The 19217-nt window shown below is 65.8% G+C and carries 17 protein-coding genes; 14 read left to right on the top strand and 3 right to left on the bottom strand.

The features are described 5' to 3' along the window. Positions 1-16 precede the first annotated feature (16 nt). The 10 genes from argC to QQM37_RS07985 all read left to right on the top strand — a co-directional run bounded on the left by argC (position 17) and on the right by QQM37_RS07985 (position 11051). Positions 17-1057 (top strand): N-acetyl-gamma-glutamyl-phosphate reductase, encoded by a 1041-nt coding sequence (argC, locus tag QQM37_RS08030; protein WP_285726349.1) that lies wholly within the window; start codon positions 17-19, stop codon positions 1055-1057. Further along, a complete protein-coding gene (gene argJ / locus QQM37_RS08025) occupies positions 1054-2289 on the top strand; it encodes a bifunctional glutamate N-acetyltransferase/amino-acid acetyltransferase ArgJ (protein ID WP_285726347.1) in 1236 nt (411 codons plus the stop codon). Before argC ends, argJ begins: the two co-directional genes overlap by 4 nt. Continuing rightward, positions 2286-3248: an acetylglutamate kinase gene (gene argB, locus QQM37_RS08020; RefSeq protein ID WP_285726345.1), complete on the top strand. Its 963-nt coding sequence runs from the start codon at positions 2286-2288 to the stop codon at positions 3246-3248. The genes argJ and argB overlap by 4 nt, the downstream gene beginning before the upstream one ends. After that, a complete protein-coding gene (locus tag QQM37_RS08015) occupies positions 3245-4543 on the top strand; it encodes an acetylornithine transaminase (protein ID WP_285726343.1) in 1299 nt (432 codons plus the stop codon). The genes argB and QQM37_RS08015 overlap by 4 nt, the downstream gene beginning before the upstream one ends. Beyond that, entirely contained in the window at positions 4540-5475 is a 936-nt protein-coding gene (gene argF, locus QQM37_RS08010; protein WP_285726341.1) for an ornithine carbamoyltransferase, read from the top strand. The genes QQM37_RS08015 and argF overlap by 4 nt, the downstream gene beginning before the upstream one ends. 44 nt (positions 5476-5519) lie before the next feature. Beyond that, positions 5520-6032, top strand: coding sequence for an arginine repressor (locus QQM37_RS08005; RefSeq protein ID WP_285726732.1), 513 nt, complete (start codon positions 5520-5522; stop codon positions 6030-6032). Positions 6033-6120: 88 nt separating this feature from the next. Next, complete coding sequence (locus QQM37_RS08000; RefSeq protein WP_285726339.1) at positions 6121-7326, top strand: argininosuccinate synthase; 1206 nt, start codon at positions 6121-6123, stop codon at positions 7324-7326. Beyond that, positions 7323-8771: an argininosuccinate lyase gene (gene argH, locus QQM37_RS07995; protein WP_285726336.1), complete on the top strand. Its 1449-nt coding sequence runs from the start codon at positions 7323-7325 to the stop codon at positions 8769-8771. Before QQM37_RS08000 ends, argH begins: the two co-directional genes overlap by 4 nt. 124 nt (positions 8772-8895) lie before the next feature. Beyond that, positions 8896-9696 (top strand): maleylpyruvate isomerase family mycothiol-dependent enzyme, encoded by an 801-nt coding sequence (locus tag QQM37_RS07990; protein ID WP_285726334.1) that lies wholly within the window; start codon positions 8896-8898, stop codon positions 9694-9696. Further along, the gene (locus QQM37_RS07985; protein WP_285726332.1) at positions 9693-11051 is read left to right on the top strand and encodes a M20/M25/M40 family metallo-hydrolase; all 1359 of its coding nucleotides are present in this window, start codon (positions 9693-9695) and stop codon (positions 11049-11051) included. Before QQM37_RS07990 ends, QQM37_RS07985 begins: the two co-directional genes overlap by 4 nt. Positions 11052-11066: 15 nt before the next feature. On the opposite strand, the gene QQM37_RS07980 is transcribed toward QQM37_RS07985, so the two are convergent. Together QQM37_RS07980 and QQM37_RS07975 are read right to left on the bottom strand one after the other, a co-directional pair. Further along, on the bottom strand, positions 11067-11666 hold the full coding sequence (locus tag QQM37_RS07980; RefSeq protein ID WP_285726331.1) for a methylated-DNA--[protein]-cysteine S-methyltransferase: 600 nt from the start codon (positions 11664-11666) through the stop codon (positions 11067-11069). Further along, positions 11663-13291 (bottom strand): DNA-3-methyladenine glycosylase 2 family protein, encoded by a 1629-nt coding sequence (locus QQM37_RS07975; RefSeq protein WP_285726329.1) that lies wholly within the window; start codon positions 13289-13291, stop codon positions 11663-11665. Before QQM37_RS07975 ends, QQM37_RS07980 begins: the two co-directional genes overlap by 4 nt. Positions 13292-13369: 78 nt before the next feature. Between QQM37_RS07975 and QQM37_RS07970 the strand changes: the two genes are divergently transcribed. Beyond that, positions 13370-14065, top strand: coding sequence for a DNA-3-methyladenine glycosylase (locus tag QQM37_RS07970; protein WP_285726327.1), 696 nt, complete (start codon positions 13370-13372; stop codon positions 14063-14065). Here QQM37_RS07970 and QQM37_RS07965 read toward each other — a convergent pair. Continuing rightward, positions 14050-14313, bottom strand: coding sequence for a hypothetical protein (locus QQM37_RS07965; protein WP_285726325.1), 264 nt, complete (start codon positions 14311-14313; stop codon positions 14050-14052). The two genes, QQM37_RS07970 and QQM37_RS07965, sit on opposite strands and share 16 nt — an antisense overlap. Positions 14314-14484: 171 nt before the next feature. On the opposite strand from QQM37_RS07965, the gene QQM37_RS07960 reads away from it, so the two are divergent. The 3 genes from QQM37_RS07960 to tyrS all read left to right on the top strand — a co-directional run bounded on the left by QQM37_RS07960 (position 14485) and on the right by tyrS (position 18706). Next, entirely contained in the window at positions 14485-15027 is a 543-nt protein-coding gene (locus QQM37_RS07960; RefSeq protein ID WP_420030146.1) for an adenine phosphoribosyltransferase, read from the top strand. Between the two features lie 82 nt (positions 15028-15109). Continuing rightward, positions 15110-17371: a HelD family protein gene (locus tag QQM37_RS07955; protein ID WP_285726321.1), complete on the top strand. Its 2262-nt coding sequence runs from the start codon at positions 15110-15112 to the stop codon at positions 17369-17371. Positions 17372-17383: 12 nt separating this feature from the next. After that, complete coding sequence (gene tyrS / locus QQM37_RS07950; RefSeq protein ID WP_285726319.1) at positions 17384-18706, top strand: tyrosine--tRNA ligase; 1323 nt, start codon at positions 17384-17386, stop codon at positions 18704-18706. Positions 18707-19217 lie beyond the last annotated feature (511 nt).

Genomic DNA, 19217 nt, shown 5'->3' with positions numbered 1-19217 from the left:
CAGCTAGACTGTGATCATGACGATTTCTGTGGCTGTCTCCGGAGCCAGTGGATATGCCGGGGGAGAGCTCCTTCGGCTGCTGGCCAACCATCCTGAGGTGCGCATCGGCGCCATCACCGCACACTCCAATGCGGGCGCGCGCCTGGGGCAGTTGCAGCCGCATTTGCTGACACTGGCCGACCGCCTGCTGGAAGAGACCACGGTGGAGAACCTGGCAGGGCATGACGTCGTGTTCCTGGCCTTGCCGCACGGGGCCTCGGGTGCCATCGCCGCTCAGCTGCCGCCGGAGACGCTGGTCGTGGATGCGGGTGCAGACCACCGGCTCAGCGACCCGCGGGCCTGGGAAGAGTTCTATGGTTCGCCGCATTCCGGCACCTGGCCCTATGGTCTTCCGGAGTTGCCGGGTCAGCGCCGGAAGCTGAAGGGCGCCACACGGATCGCGGTGCCCGGCTGCTACCCGACGAGCGCCCTGCTGGCACTGACCCCCGGATTTGCCGCGGGTGTGCTGGAGCCCCAGGATGTCGTCATCGTCTCCGCCTCCGGCACGTCCGGTGCCGGCAAGTCGCTCAAACCGCATCTGCTCGGCTCTGAGGTGATGGGAACCATGACGCCCTACGGTGTAGGCGGCGTCCACCGGCACACCCCGGAGATCGAACAGGGCCTCAGCCAGGTCTCCGGCCAGCCGGTCACGGTCTCCTTCACGCCGACGCTGGCGCCGATGAGCCGGGGTATCCTCACCACGGCCACCGCCCGGCTCCGGCCTGAACACGCTGGCCTCGACGCCGCAGCGATCCGCCAGATCTGGCTCGACGCCTATGACGGTGAGGACTTCATCCACGTCCTGCCAGAGGGCCAGTGGCCCAGCACCAAGTCCGTCGTCGGCTCCAACTATGTGGCCCTTCAGGTGGCCTACGATGCGCGGACCGGCCGGGTGGTGGTCTGTTCCGTGATCGACAACCTGGTGAAAGGCACCGCAGGCGGCGCCGTGCAGTCCATGAATATTGCGCTGGGATTCCCGGAGAACCTCGGCCTGACCACACTAGGAGTGGCCCCGTGAATTCCGTCTCGCCTGAATCAGTCGAACAGCCAGAATCAGCAGAACTTCCAGCAGGAAAAGCAGGGAAAACCGGCGTCACCGCTGCCGCAGGCTTCCGTGCCGCAGGCGTCGTCGCCGGGCTCAAGAGCACCGGGAAGCCGGATGTCGCTCTGGTGGTCAATGACGGCCCGCTGCATGCCGCTGCTGCGGTGTTCACCAGCAACCGGGTGGCTGCGGCTCCCGTCCACTGGTCCCGCACCGTGGTGGGCGACGGCCGGGCGGATGCCGTGGTGCTCAACTCCGGCGGCGCGAACGCCTGCACGGGCGCTGAAGGCTTTCAGAACACACACGCCACTGCGGAGAAGGTTGCCGAGCTGCTGGGCGTGTCCGCAGGGGACGTCCTGGTCTGCTCCACCGGCCTGATCGGCGAGCAGCTCCCCATGGACAAAGTGCTGGCAGGCGCCACCGAGGCTGCCGGGTCACTGGCCGCCGATGGCGGTGCGCAGGCCGCCCAGGCGATGATGACCACGGACACGGTGAGCAAGCAGGCGCAGTGGACCAGCCCGGCAGGCTGGAGCGTGGGCGGTATGGCGAAGGGCGCCGGCATGCTGGCCCCGGCGCTGGCCACCATGCTGGTGGTGCTCACCACGGACGCCGTCCTGGAACCGGAGGCTCTGGACGCCTCCCTGCGGGAAGCCACCCGGCTCAGTTTTGACCGGGCGGATTCCGATGGCTGCATGTCCACTAACGACACCGTGATTCTCATGGCCTCCGGAGCCTCCGGCCTGATCCCGAACCCGCAGGAGTTCCAGAGCGCACTCACCGCGGTATGCACCGAGCTGGCCCAGGCACTGATCGCCGATGCCGAAGGCGCCAGCCACGAGATTTCGATCCGCACCTTCAACGCTGTTTCCGAGGCGGAGGCGATGGAGGTCAACCGCGCGGTGGGCCGTTCCAATCTCTTCAAGACCGCCATCTTTGGTCAGGATCCCAACTGGGGCCGGGTACTCTCCGCGGTGGGAACCGTTCCGGTGGAGCGGGCCGCCTACGATGCCGATCAGCTGGACGTGTCGATCAACGGCGTGCAGATCTGCCGCAATGGTGGCATCGGGGATCCCCGCGATGGGGTGGACCTCAGTGGCCGCCAGGTGCTGGTGGAGATCAACCTCAAAGCGGGCCAGGCGGAAGCCACCCTCTGGACCAACGACCTGACGCACGACTACGTCCACGAGAACAGCGCGTATTCCTCATGACCAAACATCAGAACCATTCAGCCCAGCAGAATTCCGCCCAGGACAAGGCCGCCATTCTGATTGAAGCGCTGCCCTGGATCCAGCGGTTCGCGGGCACCGTCGTCGTGGTCAAATACGGCGGCAACGCCATGGTGAGCGAGGAGCTGCGCCAGGCTTTTGCCGAGGACATGGTGTTCTTGCGTCATGTGGGGCTCAAGCCCGTCGTGGTCCACGGCGGCGGCCCGCAGATCAACGCCATGCTGTCCCGGCTAGGGATTGAATCCGAGTTCCGTGGCGGCCTGCGGGTTACCACCCCGGAGGCCATGGATGTGGTGCGGATGGTGCTGACCGGTCAGGTGGGCCGGGAACTGGTCGGCCTGATCAACGCCCACGGTCGCTATGCCGTGGGTCTTTCCGGTGAAGACGGTGGCCTGCTGCAGGCCGAGCGGGTCGGCACCGTGGTCGATGGCGAAGAGGTGGATCTGGGGCAGGTCGGCGAGGTGGTGCGGGTCAACCCTGGCTCGATCCTTGACCTGCTCGAGGCCGGGCGGATCCCGGTGATTTCCACGGTGGCACCGGAGGTCGGCAACGCCGCGAGCGTGCTCAACGTCAATGCCGATACCGCAGCAGCGGCTCTGGCCATTGCACTTCAGGCCTCCCGCCTGGTCATCCTGACCGACGTCGAGGGCCTCTACCGGAACTGGCCGGACCGTGATTCGCTGATCAGCGCGCTGAGCGTGAGCGAGCTGAGGGAACTGCTGCCGAGCCTGGCCTCCGGAATGATCCCCAAAATGCAGGCCTGTCTCGCGGCGGTTGAGGGCGGAGTGGAGAGTGCCTCGGTGGTGGACGGCCGGGTGGCACATTCCATGCTGGTGGAGATGTTCACCGCAGCTGGCAATGGCACCCAGGTGTTCCCGGACAGCTCTGAGAACCACCTTGACTCCCACGAACTTGACTCCCACGAAGAGGCACCGGCATGAGCATCGAACCACAGGCAGAAACGTCACAGGACACCACGCTGGTCGCTGCGGACAGCGGCGCGCACTGGCTGGCGCGCTACCAGAAATCCTTGCTGAACGTCTTCGGTGCCCCGCAGCGGGTCCTGGTGCGCGGACAGGGCGCCCTGGTCTGGGACGCCGACGGCAAGGAATATCTGGACCTGCTGGGCGGCATAGCGGTTAACGCACTGGGCCATGCGCACCCCTTCGTCACCTCGGTGATCGCCAGCCAGATGGCCACCCTCGGGCATGTCTCCAATTTCTTCACCAGCCCCAGCCAGATCGCGTTGGCGGAGAAGCTGCTGAGCGTGGTGAAGGCACCGGAGGGTTCCGCGGCCTTCTTTGCGAACTCGGGGGCGGAAGCCAATGAAGCTGCCTTCAAACTGGCGCGCTCCTACGGGAACACCCAGGGAAAACCAACCATTCTGGCACTGGAAGGTGCCTTCCACGGCCGGACCATGGGGGCGCTCGCCCTGACCGCCAAAAAGGCCTACCGGGCTCCCTTCGAGCCGATGCCGGCCGGAGTTGAGCACCTTCCCTTCGGCGATCTCGGAGCCCTGGAAGCAGCCCTGGCCACCGGCACGGTGGCTGCCCTGGTCCTGGAACCGATCCAGGGCGAGGTCGGCGTCCGCCCGCTCCCGCCGGGGTACCTCAAAGCCGCACGCCAGTTGACCCGGCAGGCAGGCGCGCTGTTGATCGTCGACGAGGTACAGACCGGCATCGGGCGCACGGGGGACTGGCTGGCCTACCCCGGGGTCTACGGTCCGGACTTCATGCCTGCGGAGCTTCCCGATGCCCTGACCTTCGCCAAGGGCCTGGGCTCCGGGTTTCCGATCGGTGCCCTGGTCACCATCGGCCCGGCAGCCACGAGCCTGCTCAGCGCGGGCCAGCACGGCACGACGTTCGGCGGCAATCCGGTGGCAACGGCGGCCGCACTGGCCACCCTGCACACGATTGACACGACCGGCCTGCTGGCTGCGGTCACTGAGCGCGGCGAGGCGCTGCGTGCCGGGCTGCGTGCGGTCGAGGGGGTGACCGAGGTCCGCGGAGCTGGTCTGCTGATCGGCTTCGATCTGGACGCCCCTTGCGCTCCGGAGCTGGTTCAGGCCGCGCTGGACGCGGGATTCATCATCAACGCCCCCGCGCCGGGCACCATCCGGCTGGCCCCGCCCCTGATCCTCACCGAGGCGCAGGCGCGCCAGTTCCTGGACGCCCTGCCCGGCTTGATTCATACTGCCAAGACGCCCATCCAGCACAGAGACAGTGAGACAGCATGACTCGGCACTTCCTCATCGACACCGATCTCAGCCCCGAGGAACAGAATGAAGTTCTGGACCTCGCCCTGCAGCTCAAGCGCAGCCCTTACCTCCGCCAGCCCTTTGCCGGGGAGGGGGCAGGCCGGAAGACCGTCGCGGTGATCTTTGACAAGACCTCCACCCGGACCAGGGTCTCCTTCGCGACCGGTATCTCGGAGATGGGCGGGACCCCGCTGATCATCGGCGCCGGTGAATCGCAGCTGGGCCACAAGGAATCCATCGCGGATACCGCCAAGGTGCTGGAGCGCCAGGTCGCGGCGATTGTCTGGCGGACCTTCGCCCAGGCCGGTCTGGAAGAGATGGCCGCGAACTCCTCCGTGCCCGTGGTCAACGCGCTCTCCGACGACTACCACCCCTGCCAGCTGCTGGCCGACCTGCTCACTATCAAGGAACACAAGGGCGAGCTCAAGGGCCTGACCATGACGTACCTGGGCGATGGCGCCAACAATATGGCGAACTCCTACCTGCTCGCCGGGGTGACAGCTGGCATGCACGTGCGGATCGGTGCGCCGGCTGACTACCAGCCCAGCGCCGAGGTGATCGCCCTGGCGCAGGAGCGCGCGGAGGCCACTGGTGGTTCCGTGCTGGTCACCGACGATGCCGCCGAGGCAGCCCGGGGTGCCGATGTTCTGGCCACCGATACCTGGGTGTCCATGGGGCAGGAAGAGGAGAAGGCGGCCCGCTCCCAACTGTTCACCGCGTACGCCCTCGATGAGGCGGCGCTGGCACTGGCTGCGCCGGACGCCATCGTGCTGCATTGCCTTCCCGCCTACCGTGGCTATGAGATTGCCGCTGCCGTGATCGACGGGCCGCAGTCCGTGGTCTGGGATGAGGCCGAGAACCGCCTGCATGCTCAGAAGGCGCTGCTGGCCTGGTTGATGGAACGTTCGTGAGCGCGCAGCCAGCCGATGGGGCGTCTGGCCGCACCGATGATGCGCTGACCGGGACCGCGATCCCGGCGACCAAAACGGCGCGACAGGCCCGGATTGCCGCGCTGCTGACGGCCCAGCCGGTCCGGTCCCAGGCGGAGCTTGCCGGTCTGCTGGCCGACGACGGCGTCCAGGTCACCCAGGCGACGCTCTCCCGGGATCTGGTGGAGCTGGGTGCTGTGCGGGTCCGTGGCGAGGGTGGTCTGGTGTACGCCGTTCCGCAGGCCGGGGTGGACCGGACCCCGTACGCCGCGGTGTCCAAAGAGTCGCTGGACGCCCGGCTGGCCAAGCTCTGCGCTGAGCTGCTGGTCACCGCGGAGGCCTCGGCGAACCTGGTGGTGTTGCGCACCCCGCCGGGGGCGGCGAACTTCCTGGCCATGTCGATTGATCACTCGGTGATGCCCGATACTCTGGGCTGCATCGCCGGAGACGATACGGTGGTGGTCATCACGCGTGATCCATTGGGTGGCGCGGCGGTTGCCGAGCGCTTCCTGCAGCTGGCTGAGGATACAACTGGCTAGTGACCCGGCAACCTGAACCAGGCTGCCGGACCTCAAGTGTGAATTATTGAATGCTTTACGTGTGTGTTGTGCTGTGAAAGGACAAAAGATGACTGACCGCATTGTGCTTGCCTACTCGGGTGGCCTGGACACCTCCGTGGCCATCGGCTGGATCGGTGAGGCCACCGGTGCCGAAGTGATCGCCGTGGCGGTCGACGTCGGCCAGGGCGGCGAATCGCTGGAGACCGTGCGTCAGCGTGCGCTCGGCTGCGGCGCGGTGGAGGCTTATGTGGCGGATGCCCGCGACGAATTCGCCGACGAATACTGCATGCCGACGCTCAAAGCGAATGCGCTCTACCAGGGCCACTACCCGCTGGTGTCCGCCATCTCGCGGCCCGTCATCGTCAAGCACCTGGTGAAGGCTGCCCGCGAGTTCGGTGCCACCACCGTAGCTCACGGCTGCACCGGCAAGGGCAACGACCAGGTCCGCTTTGAGGTCGGCATCCAGACCCTGGGTCCGGACCTCAAGTGCATCGCGCCGGTCCGTGACCTGGCTCTGACCCGCGATAAGGCGATCGAGTACGCCGAGCGGAACAACCTGCCCATCGAGACGACCAAGAAGAACCCGTACTCGATCGACCAGAACGTCTGGGGCCGCGCCGTGGAGACCGGCTACCTGGAGGACATCTGGAACGCCCCCACCAAGGACATCTACGACTACACCGCCACCCCGGAATTCCCGCCGGCACCGGATGAGGTCACCATCTCCTTCGTCTCCGGCGTGCCGGTTGCGCTCGATGGCGTGGCGCTCACCCCGCTGCAGATCATCCAGGAACTGAACCGCCGGGCTGGCGCGCAGGGCGTGGGGCGGATCGATGTGGTCGAAGACCGTCTGGTCGGCATCAAGAGCCGCGAAATCTATGAAGCCCCCGGTGCCATGACGCTGATCACCGCACACAAGCACCTCGAGGACGTCACTATCGAGCGCGAGCAGGCCCGTTTCAAGGCGATGGTCGGTCAGCGCTGGAGCGAACTGGTCTACGACGGCCAGTGGTTCTCCCCGTTGAAGCGTTCGCTCGATGTGTTCATCGAAGACACTCAGAAGTATGTCTCCGGTGACATCCGGCTTACTCTGCACGGGGGAGTGGCTCAGGTCAACGGCCGCCGTTCGGACACCGGTCTGTATGACTTCAACCTGGCCACCTACGACACCGGTGATACCTTCGACCAGTCGCAGGCGAAGGGCTTCATTGAGCTCTGGGGTATGTCCGCCAAGACCGCCTCGAGCCGGGATCAGCGGATCGCGGGCCTGTGAGCCAGTCCAGTATCAGCCAGTCCAGTACCAACGAGTCCAGTACTAACGAGGGGGCGCTCTGGGGTGCCCGGTTTGCCGGGGCTCCGGCGGATGCCCTGGCGGCGCTGAGCAAGTCCACCCACTTTGACTGGCGGCTGGCCCGCTATGATCTGGCCGGCTCCCGGGCACATGCCCGGGTGCTGAACCGAGCGGGTCTGCTCAGCGAGGAGGAGCTGGCCGGGATGCTCACTGCTCTTGATCAGCTGGATGCCGATGTCGTTTCCGGGGCCTTTGTGGCTGCTGAGAGCGATGAGGATGTCCACGGGGCGCTGGAGCGCGGGTTGATCGAACGCGCCGGAGCTGCCCTGGGCGGCAAGCTGCGCGCCGGGCGTTCGCGGAACGATCAGATCGCCACCCTGGGTCGGATGTTCCTGCGGGACCATGCCCGGATCATTGCCCGGGGTGTGTTGGCCACCATTGAGGCGCTGCTGGCTCAGGCCACGGCGCACCACGGGGTCGCCATGCCGGGGCGTACTCATCTTCAGCATGCACAGCCGGTTCTGCTGAGCCATCATCTGCTGGCCCATGCCTGGGCTCTGCTGCGCGATGTGCAGCGTCTGGTGGACTGGGATAAGCGTGCTGCCATCTCGCCCTATGGCTCGGGCGCTCTGGCGGGATCCTCGCTGGGCCTGGATCCACGGGCGGTGGCAGCGGATCTGGGCTTCGACTCGGCTGTCTGGAACTCGATCGACGGCACCGCCTCGCGTGATGTCTTTGCCGAGTTCGCCTGGGTATCCGCGATGATCGGCGTTGACCTTTCCCGGGTGAGCGAAGAAATCATTCTCTGGGCCACCAAGGAGTTCTCTTTCGTCACGCTCGATGATTCCTACTCCACGGGATCCTCGATCATGCCGCAGAAGAAAAACCCGGATGTCGCCGAACTGGCCCGCGGTAAAGCAGGCCGCCTGATCGGGGACCTCACGGGTCTGCTGGCCACGTTGAAAGGCCTGCCACTGGCCTACAACCGGGATCTGCAGGAGGACAAGGAACCGGTGTTCGACGCCGCAGACACTCTGGAGCTGCTGCTCCCGGCCGTCTCCGGCATGATCGCCACGCTGACTTTCAACACCGCCCGGATGCAGGAACTGGCACCGCTCGGCTTCGCGCTGGCCACCGATGTGGCGGACTGGCTGGTCCGCCAGGGGATCCCGTTCCGTGACGCCCATGAGCTCTCCGGGGCAGCCGTGAAACTGGCCGAATCCCGTGGCGTGGAGCTGTGGGACCTCAGCGACGCGGACTATGCCTCCATCTCGGAGCACCTTACCGGCGAGGTCCGTTCCGTGCTCAGCACCCAGGGCTCGCTGGAGAGCCGCAACGCGCAGGGCGGCACGGCGCCATCGGCCGTCCTGGATCAGCGGGCCGCGCTCGAGGCTCAGCTGGCCGAGCTCCGGAGCTTTGCGCAGTAAACATCCTTTGAGATCGTGACGGGCCGTCAGATGAGGTGAGTTAGCAGCTGTCTAACTCGCCTCATCTGACGGCCCGTCGGTGTATGGACAGCTCAGACCCACGGCCCGGACGTAGGATCGGCGTATGACTGTCACCGACTTGCCCGTTGTTGCCGAATCGCTCGCCTCTGCCCACAGCATTCTCGATTGGCTGGCAGCCGCACCGGAGGCCGCCGTGCGCGAACCCTCCGTCCTGCCGGGATGGACCCGCGCGCATGTGCTGGCTCATCTGCGAGGGGTGAGCCATGCGGTGGCAAGTCAGCTCGAGTATGCCCTGCGCCATGAGCAGGTGGTGATGTACGACGGCGGCGCGGACGGGCGCAACGCGGATATCTCCCGGATCGCTGCGCTGGAGCAGCCCGCCCTGGAGGCAGAGGTCCGCCAGGCGTTCGATCGCCTCAACGCCGCGGTCTCCACCCTGAATGAGGGGGACCTTGCCCTGCCCACGGCATTCTGGAACGGACCGGTCTCCGGCGTGCTGGGTGCCATGGCCCGTGAACTTCTGCTGCACCACGCGGACCTGGCGATCGGCTACACCAGCAATGACTTCAGCGAGGCCTTCTCGCTGACTTTGATCGACTTCCTGGAGGCGCGGGTTCCGGAGAAGACCCGCTTGCTCATCCAGCCGCTGGGCCGGCAGCCTCTGGTCCTGACAAATGGCAATGTCTCCGGTAAGACCATCGTCATCACCGGGATGCTGACCGATATTGCCGCCTGGCTGGCCGGGCGGCAGCCGGTCGGCCAGGTCAGCGCCAGTGCCGCAGCGGACGCCGTCGAGCTCCCGGTCCTCAAACCCTGGCCCGCTCCGCCAGCGCCGGTGCCGGCCTCGGACCCAGAGCGCAGCACCAGCACCGACCCTCAGATCAGCATTGAGGCGGCCAGATGACACCAGCGGTCCACCCCGGTGGGCCCAGGGAGCGACTGAGCGCGCTCATCCAGATTCCCACCGTGTCCCGTGCGGATCCGGAGTTGGTGGATCAGGCTGCTTTTGAGCGGTTCATCACGGCGATCGAGGCCTTCTATCCGCTTGTTCATCGGAGCCTGAGCCTGGAGCGGGTCAACGGTCAGGGGCTCCTGTTCCGCTGGACGGGTCGCCGCCCGGAGCAGCCCACGGTTCTGATGGCGCACTACGACGTGGTGCCAGTGCTGCCGGAGGATCACTGGACGCACCCTGCGTTCTCCGGGCACGATGACGGCGAATTCATCTGGGGCCGCGGAACTCTCGACGACAAGGCCTGCGTGGCAGCGATTCTCGAAGCGGTGGAGGCGGCGCTGGGCGAGGGATTCGTTCCGGCCCACGATGTCTATCTGAGCTTCGGCAACAATGAGGAGACGCACGGCTCCAGCGCCCGTCGTGCGGCGGAGTTGCTGGCCGAGCGCGGCGTCCGACCCTGGCTGGTCCTGGATGAGGGCGGGGCAGTCGTCTCGGAGGCCTTCCCCGGGGTCAGCCAGCCCATTGCCATGGTGGGCATTGCCGAGAAGGGCACACTGGATGTCGAGCTCTCGGTGCACATGCCGGGTGGGCATTCCTCGATGCCTGCGCGCTGGGGTGCCACGGCCCGGCTGGCCCGAGCCATCCTCCGGCTGGAAAAACATCCCTTCCCGGCGCGGTTGCCTCAGGCGGTCCGGCAGATGCTGACCGCCCTGGCTCCGCTGATCAGCGAGGAGCGGATAGCGAGGCCGCTGGGTGCTCTGCTGAGCCGGGAGGGTCTGATGGAGAAACCACTTACCGCCCTGCTGACGCGGCTCTCGCCGGAAACGAACGCCCTGGTGCGAACGACCGCGGTCACCACCACCCTGCGAGGCAGCCAGGGTGCCAATGTGCTGGCTTCCACGGCCACCGCGGGCGTCAATATCCGGATTGCCCCTGGGGAGACGGTGGATGGCGTCCTGGAGCGATTGAAGCGCGTGATCCGCGACCCGGCGGTCGCCGTGCGGAAGATCGCCGGGGGTGGGCCGTCACTGACTTCGCGGACCGATCATGCACCGCATACGGCCCTGAGCCGGGCGATCGCCGAGGCGTTCCCCGGCGTTCCACAGGCACCATACCTGATGATGGGAGCCACCGATTCCCGGTACTTCGCCGCCCGCTGTGACGCGGTGTACCGCTTTGCGCCGTTCCGGATGAACGGGCAGCTGAGGGCCACGATCCACGGAGTGAACGAACGCATCCCCGTGAGCAGCTATCTCGAGGGCATCGGCTTCTATGGGGCGCTACTTCGCCAGATCGCGAATCACTGAGGGAACCGGCTGGCCTCAGAGCATCGACAGGCCGGCTGCCCGGGCCTCTCGCGCCAGGAGGCTCTCCTTCACCGGAACACCCCAGCGGAAGCCGCCCAGGCCGCCATCGAGCCTCACCACGCGGTGGCACGGGACGAACAGTGCGGCCGCATTCAGCGCGCAGGCCCCTGCTGCGGCCCGGACCGCCGCGGGCCGACCCGCCAGCAGCGCATATTCGCTGTAGGTGACCGGATGGCCGGGCGCCACGGTCCGCAGCACGTCCCAGGCGTGAGTGCGGAATTCCCCGGAATGCTGCAGCACCGGGACGCGGCGGATCGGCTCGAAGTCATCGGCGTAGAACGCCTCGATAGCCTCACGAATCGCGCGCAGTCCGGCCTGATCCGGCGCCTTCGTCAGGGTGCTGTCAAGGCGCTGAGCCGACTCGGGGGCAAAGCGGGCACGCAGGGTCGGATGGATCTGGCCGATCAGCTCAGAAGGATCAGCAGTCCAACCGGAGGCCAGGACACTGGATGTCGGTTCAGTCCCTGCCGGCTGTGCTTCGCGCGGTTCGGTGAGTGTCGAAATCACCGTGAACGGACCGTCGGGGGTGGTGACGGTGAAAAGGGTGGAGTTCATGAGAGGTCCTTCCGGGAGCGTTGAGCAGTGGTGCGTGCTGAGGTGCGCAGGGATGCTGCACGCCAGAAATGTGCGGTGGCGTAGGAACGCCAGGGGGCCAGATCGGCGACGGCCTCGGGGAGGACACCCAGAGCGGCCATCCCGGTTTTCACGGCGACGTCGTTGGCCAGGAAGACATCCGGATCGCCCAGAAGCCGCATCGCCAGGTAGCCCACGGTCCAGGGGCCGATGCCGGGCAGAGGCACCAGCGAAGCCTCCAGTGAAGCCCTGTCATCCTGGACGCCGAAGACCAGGGCGCCCTCGCCTTCCGACCGGCCTGCGTCCGGGCTTTCAGCACCGGCGGCCAGCAGACGCATGACGTTCAGAATTGACTCACGACGCCGGGCCGGTCCACGCAGCATCGGTTCCGCGTGGTCGGCGATCTGAGCAGCTGTCGGGAAGAGCCTGCTGAGCGGCGGCGTATCCGGACGCTCGATGTTGTCCGTCGGCTGTTCGGCCGCTGCGCTGGCTGGCGGCAGTGGGGTCACTGCTGGATAAGCGTCGCCCAGGGTGGCGATCTGGTGGAGCATGGTGCGTGCCGCCACGACGGTGATCTGTTGGCCGATCATGGCTCGGAGCAGCATTTCCGTGCCATCCACGGCACCCGGGACGCGCAGACCCGGAATCCGGGCGGTGGCCTCGGCCAGAGGTATCCCGAGGCCGCGATCGATGGCGACGGGATCGGCATCGAGGTCAAAGAGCCTCCGGGTGCGTGCCAGCAGGCTGGGCAGGTCCCGCAGATCGCTGACCGTGGACGTGAGGTCAAGGGCAGTGATGGCCTGGGCCTGTTCCAGCTGCGGAAGGTGCTGCAGGCTCGCTGGAATGCTGACCGTGAACGCAGCCGGTCCGTGGGCCAGCGACAGGGTGCGGCTGTAGCTGTGCTCCCCAGCCCGTTCCACGCCGTCCACTGCCCGGGCTGCCAGAAACCCGAAGATTCCCGGATCGTAGGGCGGTCGTAGGGGCAGTTTCAGCGTCAGCGTGCTGCCAATGGTCCCGGTGGGCGCACGATCCACGGTGTGGGCCTTCGCCGTACGGGCCGTGGCCCTCAGCTGGCTGGGCGTGAGATCGAAGATCTGTGAGACCGTCTCGTTGAACTGCCGGATCGATGCGAAGCCGGAGGCAAAGGCGACATCGGCAATCGGCAGGGTGGTGGAGGTGAGCAGTGTGCGGGCGGTCTGCGCCCGGGACGCCCTGGCCAGCGCGAGCGGACCGGCTCCCAGCTCCGCCACCAGGATCCGGTTGAGCTGCCGTGAGGAGTAACCGAGCCGCCGGGCCAGCAGGTCCACACCGCCACGCTCCACCGTGCCGTCGATAATCAGCCGCATGGCCCGGGCGGCGACATCGGACCGGACGTTCCATTGCGGGGTACCGGGAACAGCCTCCGGCAGGCAGCGCTTGCAGGCGCGGTATCCTGCCTCGTGGGCCGCGGCGCTGGTGGCGTAGAAGGTGACGTTCGATCGCCGTGGTGTGCGGGCCGGGCAGGACGGGCGGCAGTAGATGCGGGTGCTGCTCACCGCCGTCACAAACTGTCCGTCGAAACGCGCATCCCGCGAATCGATGGCTCGGTAGCACTGTTCGAAGTCCATAGCCACCATCCTGTCAGCTGGGACCGACAGGATCTAGCGAAAATCGGACATGGCCGTAGGGCGTCCAGGAAGGGCCTGATGACGGATCTGGGAGAGTTACTGCGCCAGGACAGCGTCACGGTGGCGCCCCGGTTGCTGGGTGCCCTGCTGACCTCGGTGACCGCGGACGGGCAGCGGGTCACGGTGCGTCTGACGGAGGTGGAGGCATACCAAGGGCCCCACGATTCTGCTGCACCGGATCCCGGCTCGCACAGCTATCGGGGCCGGACGCCGCGGACGTCGGTCATGTTCGGCGCGCCCGGGCACCTGTACTGCTATTTCACCTATGGCATGCACTGGTGTGCAAACGTCGTGTGTGCGCCAGAAGGGACCTCCTCCGCGGTGTTACTGCGCGCGGGCGAGGTGGTGGAGGGGCTGGAAACGGCTCACCGTCGACGCCCGGCGGCGCGTAAGGCCAAGGAACTCGCCTCCGGACCGGCGCGGCTTGCCAGCGCCCTGGGACTGGCCCGGAACGCCAACGGCCTGCCGCTGCGGGGAATGGGCCTGCCCGGTTCGGGCCTGTCCCGTGGTGGCGTGCCCACGCTCCCGGACGACGCCAACCTCACGGTGAGTCTGGAACTTCAGCCCCGGCTCGCGGCGGAGCAGCTGGCGTCCGGGCCCCGCGTGGGAGTCAGCGGAGCAGGTGGCTCGCTGAGCTACCCCTGGCGCTTCTGGATCGCTGGCGATCCCACGGTGTCACGCTATGTGCCGGGGCGGACTTACGGGCACCAGTAGCTGGGGATGTACCAGGTGCTGTAATCGCGCACCGGGCAGCCGTAGAACGGGGGTTCGCTTCCGGGGCCTCCGGCGCCACACATCGGATCGGTTTCCGTGCTGCTGGTCGTGGTCGTACCCATTGAGGTCTGACCGCAGACGGCGGACCCTGCCTGCGCAGGGCTGGCGACAAAGAGGCTGACACCGAGCAGGGCAATCCCGGCGCCGAGTACGGTGACTCGGTGTGCGGCCTTGGTGAGCTTTTTCATTGAAGTATTCTCCAGACTCAGGGGGGGCGAGTGTGCCGACCGGGTGACCGCTGATCGGTAGGCCTCAAACATAGCGCATTTGCCCCGTTCAGGGGAGAGGTTTTTGTCATGATTCCGCGAGGATACGGCGCACCGAGCCCCTTGCCTGCCGCAGATGCGGTAGCCTCAGGAATCGTGAATGAACCTGTGGAGAGTGACGTCCGTGACCTGATTCTTGGCCTCTGTGCGGTGATCCCGGACTACCCGAAGCCGGGGATCGTGTTCCGTGACCTCACTCCGGTCTTTGCCGACGGTCCCGCCTTTCATCGGGTGGTCGAGGCACTGGTGGCGTCCTTCCCGGAACCCTTCGATGCCGTGGTGGGTGTGGAGGCCAGGGGCTTCCTGCTCGCCGCCGCTGCTGCGGCCTTCAGCGGCACCGGAGTGGTGACTATCCGCAAGCCCGGAAAGCTGCCCCGCGAGGTCTACGCGGAGGACTATGCGCTCGAATACGGCACAGGCACTCTGGAACTGCATCGCGACGATCTTGCTCCCGGATCCCGGGTGGTGATTCTCGATGACGTCCTGGCCACCGGTGGGACGCTCTCTGCGGCTCGCAGGCTGCTGGCCCGTGCGGAGGTCGAGGTGGTCGGCCTGGGCGTCGTTCTGGAACTGGAAGAGCTGCACGGCCGCGACGCACTGCCCGGTGAACAGGTGCATTCCCTGGTCCGGTTGTAGCTCATTACTCGGGTTTACCCGGTGTTCACGCACATGCGAGTATCATGGACGGTCTGCTTTTCTCATGGAAGGGATCGTGCGGATGTCTGAAGTAGAAGTAGCCCATTCTGAGCGGGTGCACCACGGCTTGGAGGAGCTTGCGCATGAGCGTGACTACGTCGCAGGGCTGTATGCCCGGCTGGATGAACTGCGTGAGGAAAAGCTCCAGCAACTGGCCAGCGTGCGCCGCGATGGCTCGGTGGGATCGCACCAGAACCGTTCCGAACGTGATGCCTTTGCGAGCCTCTATGAAGACCGCCTGGCCCAGTTGAACGGGGTGGATGACCGGCTCGTCTTCGGCCGGCTCGATCTCGACTCGGGGGAGCAGCGATACATCGGGCGTATCGGGCTCTCTACGGATGATCTCCGCCAGTTGATGGTCGACTGGCGTGCGCCTGAAGCCGGGACCTTCTATCAGGCGACCGCTTTTGAGCGGCTCGGCGTGCGTCGTCGTCGTCATCTGATTCTTTCCGGCCGTGAGGTCAAGGCGATCGAGGATGAAGTGCTCGATGCCGAGCTGCTGGTGGAAGGGCATGAGCACCAGGGCGAAGGGGCACTGCTTGCAGCGCTCAACGCCAAACGCACCGGTCGGATGGCCGATATCGTCGGCACCATCCAGGCCGAACAGGACCGGATCGTCCGGGCACCGCTGTCCGGCGCGCTCGTGGTCCAGGGTGGGCCGGGCACCGGAAAGACCGCTGTCGCCCTGCACCGGGCTGCCTACCTGCTGTACACGCACCGCCAGCGTCTGGGGTCCGCTGGCGTGCTGCTGGTCGGTCCGTCATCGTCCTTTATGAACTACATCGAGCGGGTGTTGCCCTCGCTGGGCGAGACCGGCGTGGTCATGTCCTCGCTGGGCAGGCTGTATCCCGGAATCCGGGCCACCGCGCGGGAATCAGCCCGGACTGCGGAGGTCAAGGGCCGCGCCGTGATGGCCGAGGTGGTGGCCGCAGCCGTGGCGAACCGGCAACGCGTCCCGGCGGCGGATCGCGTGCTTGAGATCGAAGGGCATCGCCTGGTGCTCACGCCGCGGCAGGTCCGTCGCGCCCGGGACAAGGCCCGTGCCACCGGCAAGCCGCATAATGAGGCGCGGTTGACCTTCGTCAAAATCCTGCTCCGCGAGCTCACCGAGCGGCTCACCGAGGAAGTTCTGGAATCGGCGGGCGGCAATACGGCTGATCGGTCCTATCTGGCCGAGGAGGTGCGGAGCGCCCGCGACGTGCGGGTGGCGTTGAACCTGGCCTGGATGCCGATGACCCCGGAGAAGCTGCTCACCGAACTCTTCGCAAAACCCGCACTGCTGGAGGCTGCGGCCCCGCAACTGAGCGAGGCGGAGCGGGAACTGCTCTACCGAGATCCGGAATCCGGTTGGACTGAGGCGGATGTTCCCTTGCTCGACGAGGCCGCTGAACTGTTGGGTGAGCTCGATGGCGGCAAGGCCTCGGAGGCCGCCGCTCGTGAGGCGAGCCGACGCCGGGATCTGGATAATGCCGAACACGCGCTGGAGAACATGCACCAGTCGATGGCGGACGCCGGCGTCGACGGCATGCTCACCGCAGAGGATCTGGCGGCCTTCAACGCAGCGGGGGAGGAGCGACTCAACCCTGCGGAACGGGCGGTCACCGACAGGAACTGGGCCTTCGGACACGTAGTGGTCGACGAAGCCCAGGAACTCTCCGCCATGCAGTGGCGCCTGCTGACCCGACGCTGCCCCGTCAAGTCCTTCACGATCGTCGGTGACATCGCGCAGACTTCCTCGGAAGCAGGCGCTCATTCCTGGGCGCAGGCGCTCGAGCCGGATTTTGCGGACCGCTGGAGCCTGGAGGAGCTGACCGTCAACTACCGCACGCCCTCGCAGATCGCGGAAGCCGCGGTGCGGGTGGCCAATGCTGCCGGCCGGGACATCTCGGCACCCAAGGCCGTTCGTGAAGGTGAGTGGCCGCCCGTCGTGGATGAGGTCAGCGACTCGACTGAGGGCGTACTCGCCGCTGTTCCCGAAGAGCTTCGAATACTCGACGGCGGTCTGCTGGCGATCATTGCCGCCCCACAGCGGGTGGCAGGGCTCACTGCGGCATTGCGCGCCGTGTATGGTGCCCGGGTCGGGCACGGTGCCGGGTCGCTGGAGCAGGACATTGTGGTGATCGACGCCCGTGAGGCCAAGGGGCTGGAATTCGACGGCGTGATTCTGGTGGAACCGCTGGAGCTGAGTCGGGGAGACCGTGTGGGGGATCTCTACGTGGCGATGACTCGTCCCACCCAGCGCCTGCGCCTGATCACCTCCGAGGGCGTACCCGCCGGGCTGTAGTACCTTGGACTGGTGTCTGAAGCATCGCGAACCCAGCTCCTCGAGGGCCAACAGAACGACGAATCCTTTGCCAATATCTGGCAGGAACTTCTCTGGAGGGGCCTGATCCAGGTTTCCACCGATCAGGCGGCGCTGGAGAAAGCGCTGACCGAGGAGACCGTCACTTATTACTGTGGCTTTGATCCGACCGCAGCCAGCCTGCACCTCGGGCACCTGGTTCAGCTGCTGCTCATGCGTCGGCTGCAACTGGCTGGCCACAAGCCGTTGGCTCTGGTGGGTGGTTCCACCGGCCTGATCGGCGACCCGCGGCCTACGACCGAGCGGTCCATGCAGACGAAGGAGCAGGTGGCCGAATGGGTCGCCAGCATCCAGGCCCAGGTGCAGCCTTTCCTGTCCTTTGACGGCGTGAACGCTGCCCGTATGGTCAACAACCTTGACTGGACCGCGCCGATGAGCGCCATCGATTTCCTACGCGAGATCGGCAAGCACTTCCGGGTGGGCACCATGATCAAGAAAGACATCGTGGCGAGCCGGCTCAACTCGGAGGAAGGCATTTCCTACGCGGAGTTCAGCTACCAGATTCTGCAGGGACTGGACTTCCTGGAGCTGAACCGGCAGTACGGCTGCACCCTGCAGTCCGGCGGTTCGGACCAGTGGGGCAATCTCACCTCGGGCACCGAGCTGATCCGCAAGGTCAACGGCTCGCCGGTGCATGCCGTAGGTACCCCGCTCATCACCAACTCGGACGGCACGAAGTTCGGGAAGAGCGAAGGGAACGCGATCTGGCTCAACCCCGAGATGACCAGCCCGTACGAGTTCTACCAGTTCTGGCTCAACACTGCCGATGCCGATGTGGTGGACCGCCTGAAGGTCTTCACCTTCCGCAGCAAGGCGGAGATCGAGGAGCTGGCACGCAAGACGGCGGAGCGTCCGCATGAGCGGGCCGCCCAGAAAGCGTTGGCCTGGGAGGTGAACTCGCTGGTGCACGGGGTTGAGGCGACGGAGAAAGTGATTGCTGCCTCGGCAGCGATTTTCGGTCAGGGTGCCCTGGAAGATCTTGATGAACTGACGCTGCGGGCGGCGACGGCGGAGCTGCCGCATGCCCAGGTTGGCCCGGACTCTCTGGGGCTGGTTGAACTCCTGGTGGCCTCTGGGCTGGTGGACAGCAACTCTGCAGCGCGACGCACCATCACCGAAGGTGGCGCCTACGTCAATAACCGCAAAGTGATTGAGCTGGATGCGGTTCTTTCGTCAGAGGATCTGCTGCATGGACGGTACGCCTTGCTGCGTAGGGGCAAGCGCACCATGGCGATGGTGGATGTGACCGCTCGCTGATCTTGCTCATGGTGCTTTGAGGGCCACTATGAGGGCTGAAAAGTGAGCTAGATCATGAGAGGTTCTTTCCTCCCAGCGGCAACAGGTGCCTGTTTCTGGAAACGGCGATTCCGCGTCATTGCACGCAGAATCGCCGTTTTCTGCGTCTGAGGGGCGGTCTGCCCGGTGGACTTGCGCCGACTCTGAAGAGCGTGTAATGTCTTCTGAGTCGCCCGCCGATGGGTGTGTCGAGATGACCTGGAACATGGCACTCGCCACCGGAGCGGGAACCACCCACTAACTTTCAGTGATCTATCTGTGTGCTTTTGAGCAGTCAGAGAAAATCAGGTGATGATGTGTGGGCGCATGAATGAACATCGTGAAAATTCTTCGGAAACGCGGATTTGACACGAAAGAAATGAATGCAATAAGCTAAGTAATACAACGAGGAAAACGAATTCGGGAAAGAATTCAATTACTTGAATGTGTCTGTTGTTTGAGATCTCAATAGTGTGTTTTGTGTTTGTTGATA

Source organism: Psychromicrobium xiongbiense (assembly GCF_030271165.1).
GTDB classification, from domain to species: domain Bacteria; phylum Actinomycetota; class Actinomycetes; order Actinomycetales; family Micrococcaceae; genus Renibacterium; species Renibacterium xiongbiense.
The sequence above is the reverse complement of the archived record's forward strand: the minus strand, read 5'-3'. Positions and strand labels throughout refer to the sequence as shown.

Coding starts and splice junctions, on each gene's coding strand:
- QQM37_RS07980 (WP_285726331.1), bottom strand. CDS start 11,666: ATGAACTCCACCCTTTTCACCGTCACCACCCCCGACGGTCCGTTCACG.
- argB (WP_285726345.1), top strand. CDS start 2,286: ATGACCAAACATCAGAACCATTCAGCCCAGCAGAATTCCGCCCAGGAC.
- QQM37_RS08000 (WP_285726339.1), top strand. CDS start 6,121: ATGACTGACCGCATTGTGCTTGCCTACTCGGGTGGCCTGGACACCTCC.
- argF (WP_285726341.1), top strand. CDS start 4,540: ATGACTCGGCACTTCCTCATCGACACCGATCTCAGCCCCGAGGAACAG.
- QQM37_RS07965 (WP_285726325.1), bottom strand. CDS start 14,313: ATGAAAAAGCTCACCAAGGCCGCACACCGAGTCACCGTACTCGGCGCC.
- QQM37_RS07970 (WP_285726327.1), top strand. CDS start 13,370: ATGACGGATCTGGGAGAGTTACTGCGCCAGGACAGCGTCACGGTGGCG.
- QQM37_RS07955 (WP_285726321.1), top strand. CDS start 15,110: ATGTCTGAAGTAGAAGTAGCCCATTCTGAGCGGGTGCACCACGGCTTG.
- QQM37_RS07985 (WP_285726332.1), top strand. CDS start 9,693: ATGACACCAGCGGTCCACCCCGGTGGGCCCAGGGAGCGACTGAGCGCG.
- QQM37_RS07990 (WP_285726334.1), top strand. CDS start 8,896: ATGACTGTCACCGACTTGCCCGTTGTTGCCGAATCGCTCGCCTCTGCC.
- QQM37_RS08015 (WP_285726343.1), top strand. CDS start 3,245: ATGAGCATCGAACCACAGGCAGAAACGTCACAGGACACCACGCTGGTC.
- argC (WP_285726349.1), top strand. CDS start 17: ATGACGATTTCTGTGGCTGTCTCCGGAGCCAGTGGATATGCCGGGGGA.
- QQM37_RS07975 (WP_285726329.1), bottom strand. CDS start 13,291: ATGGACTTCGAACAGTGCTACCGAGCCATCGATTCGCGGGATGCGCGT.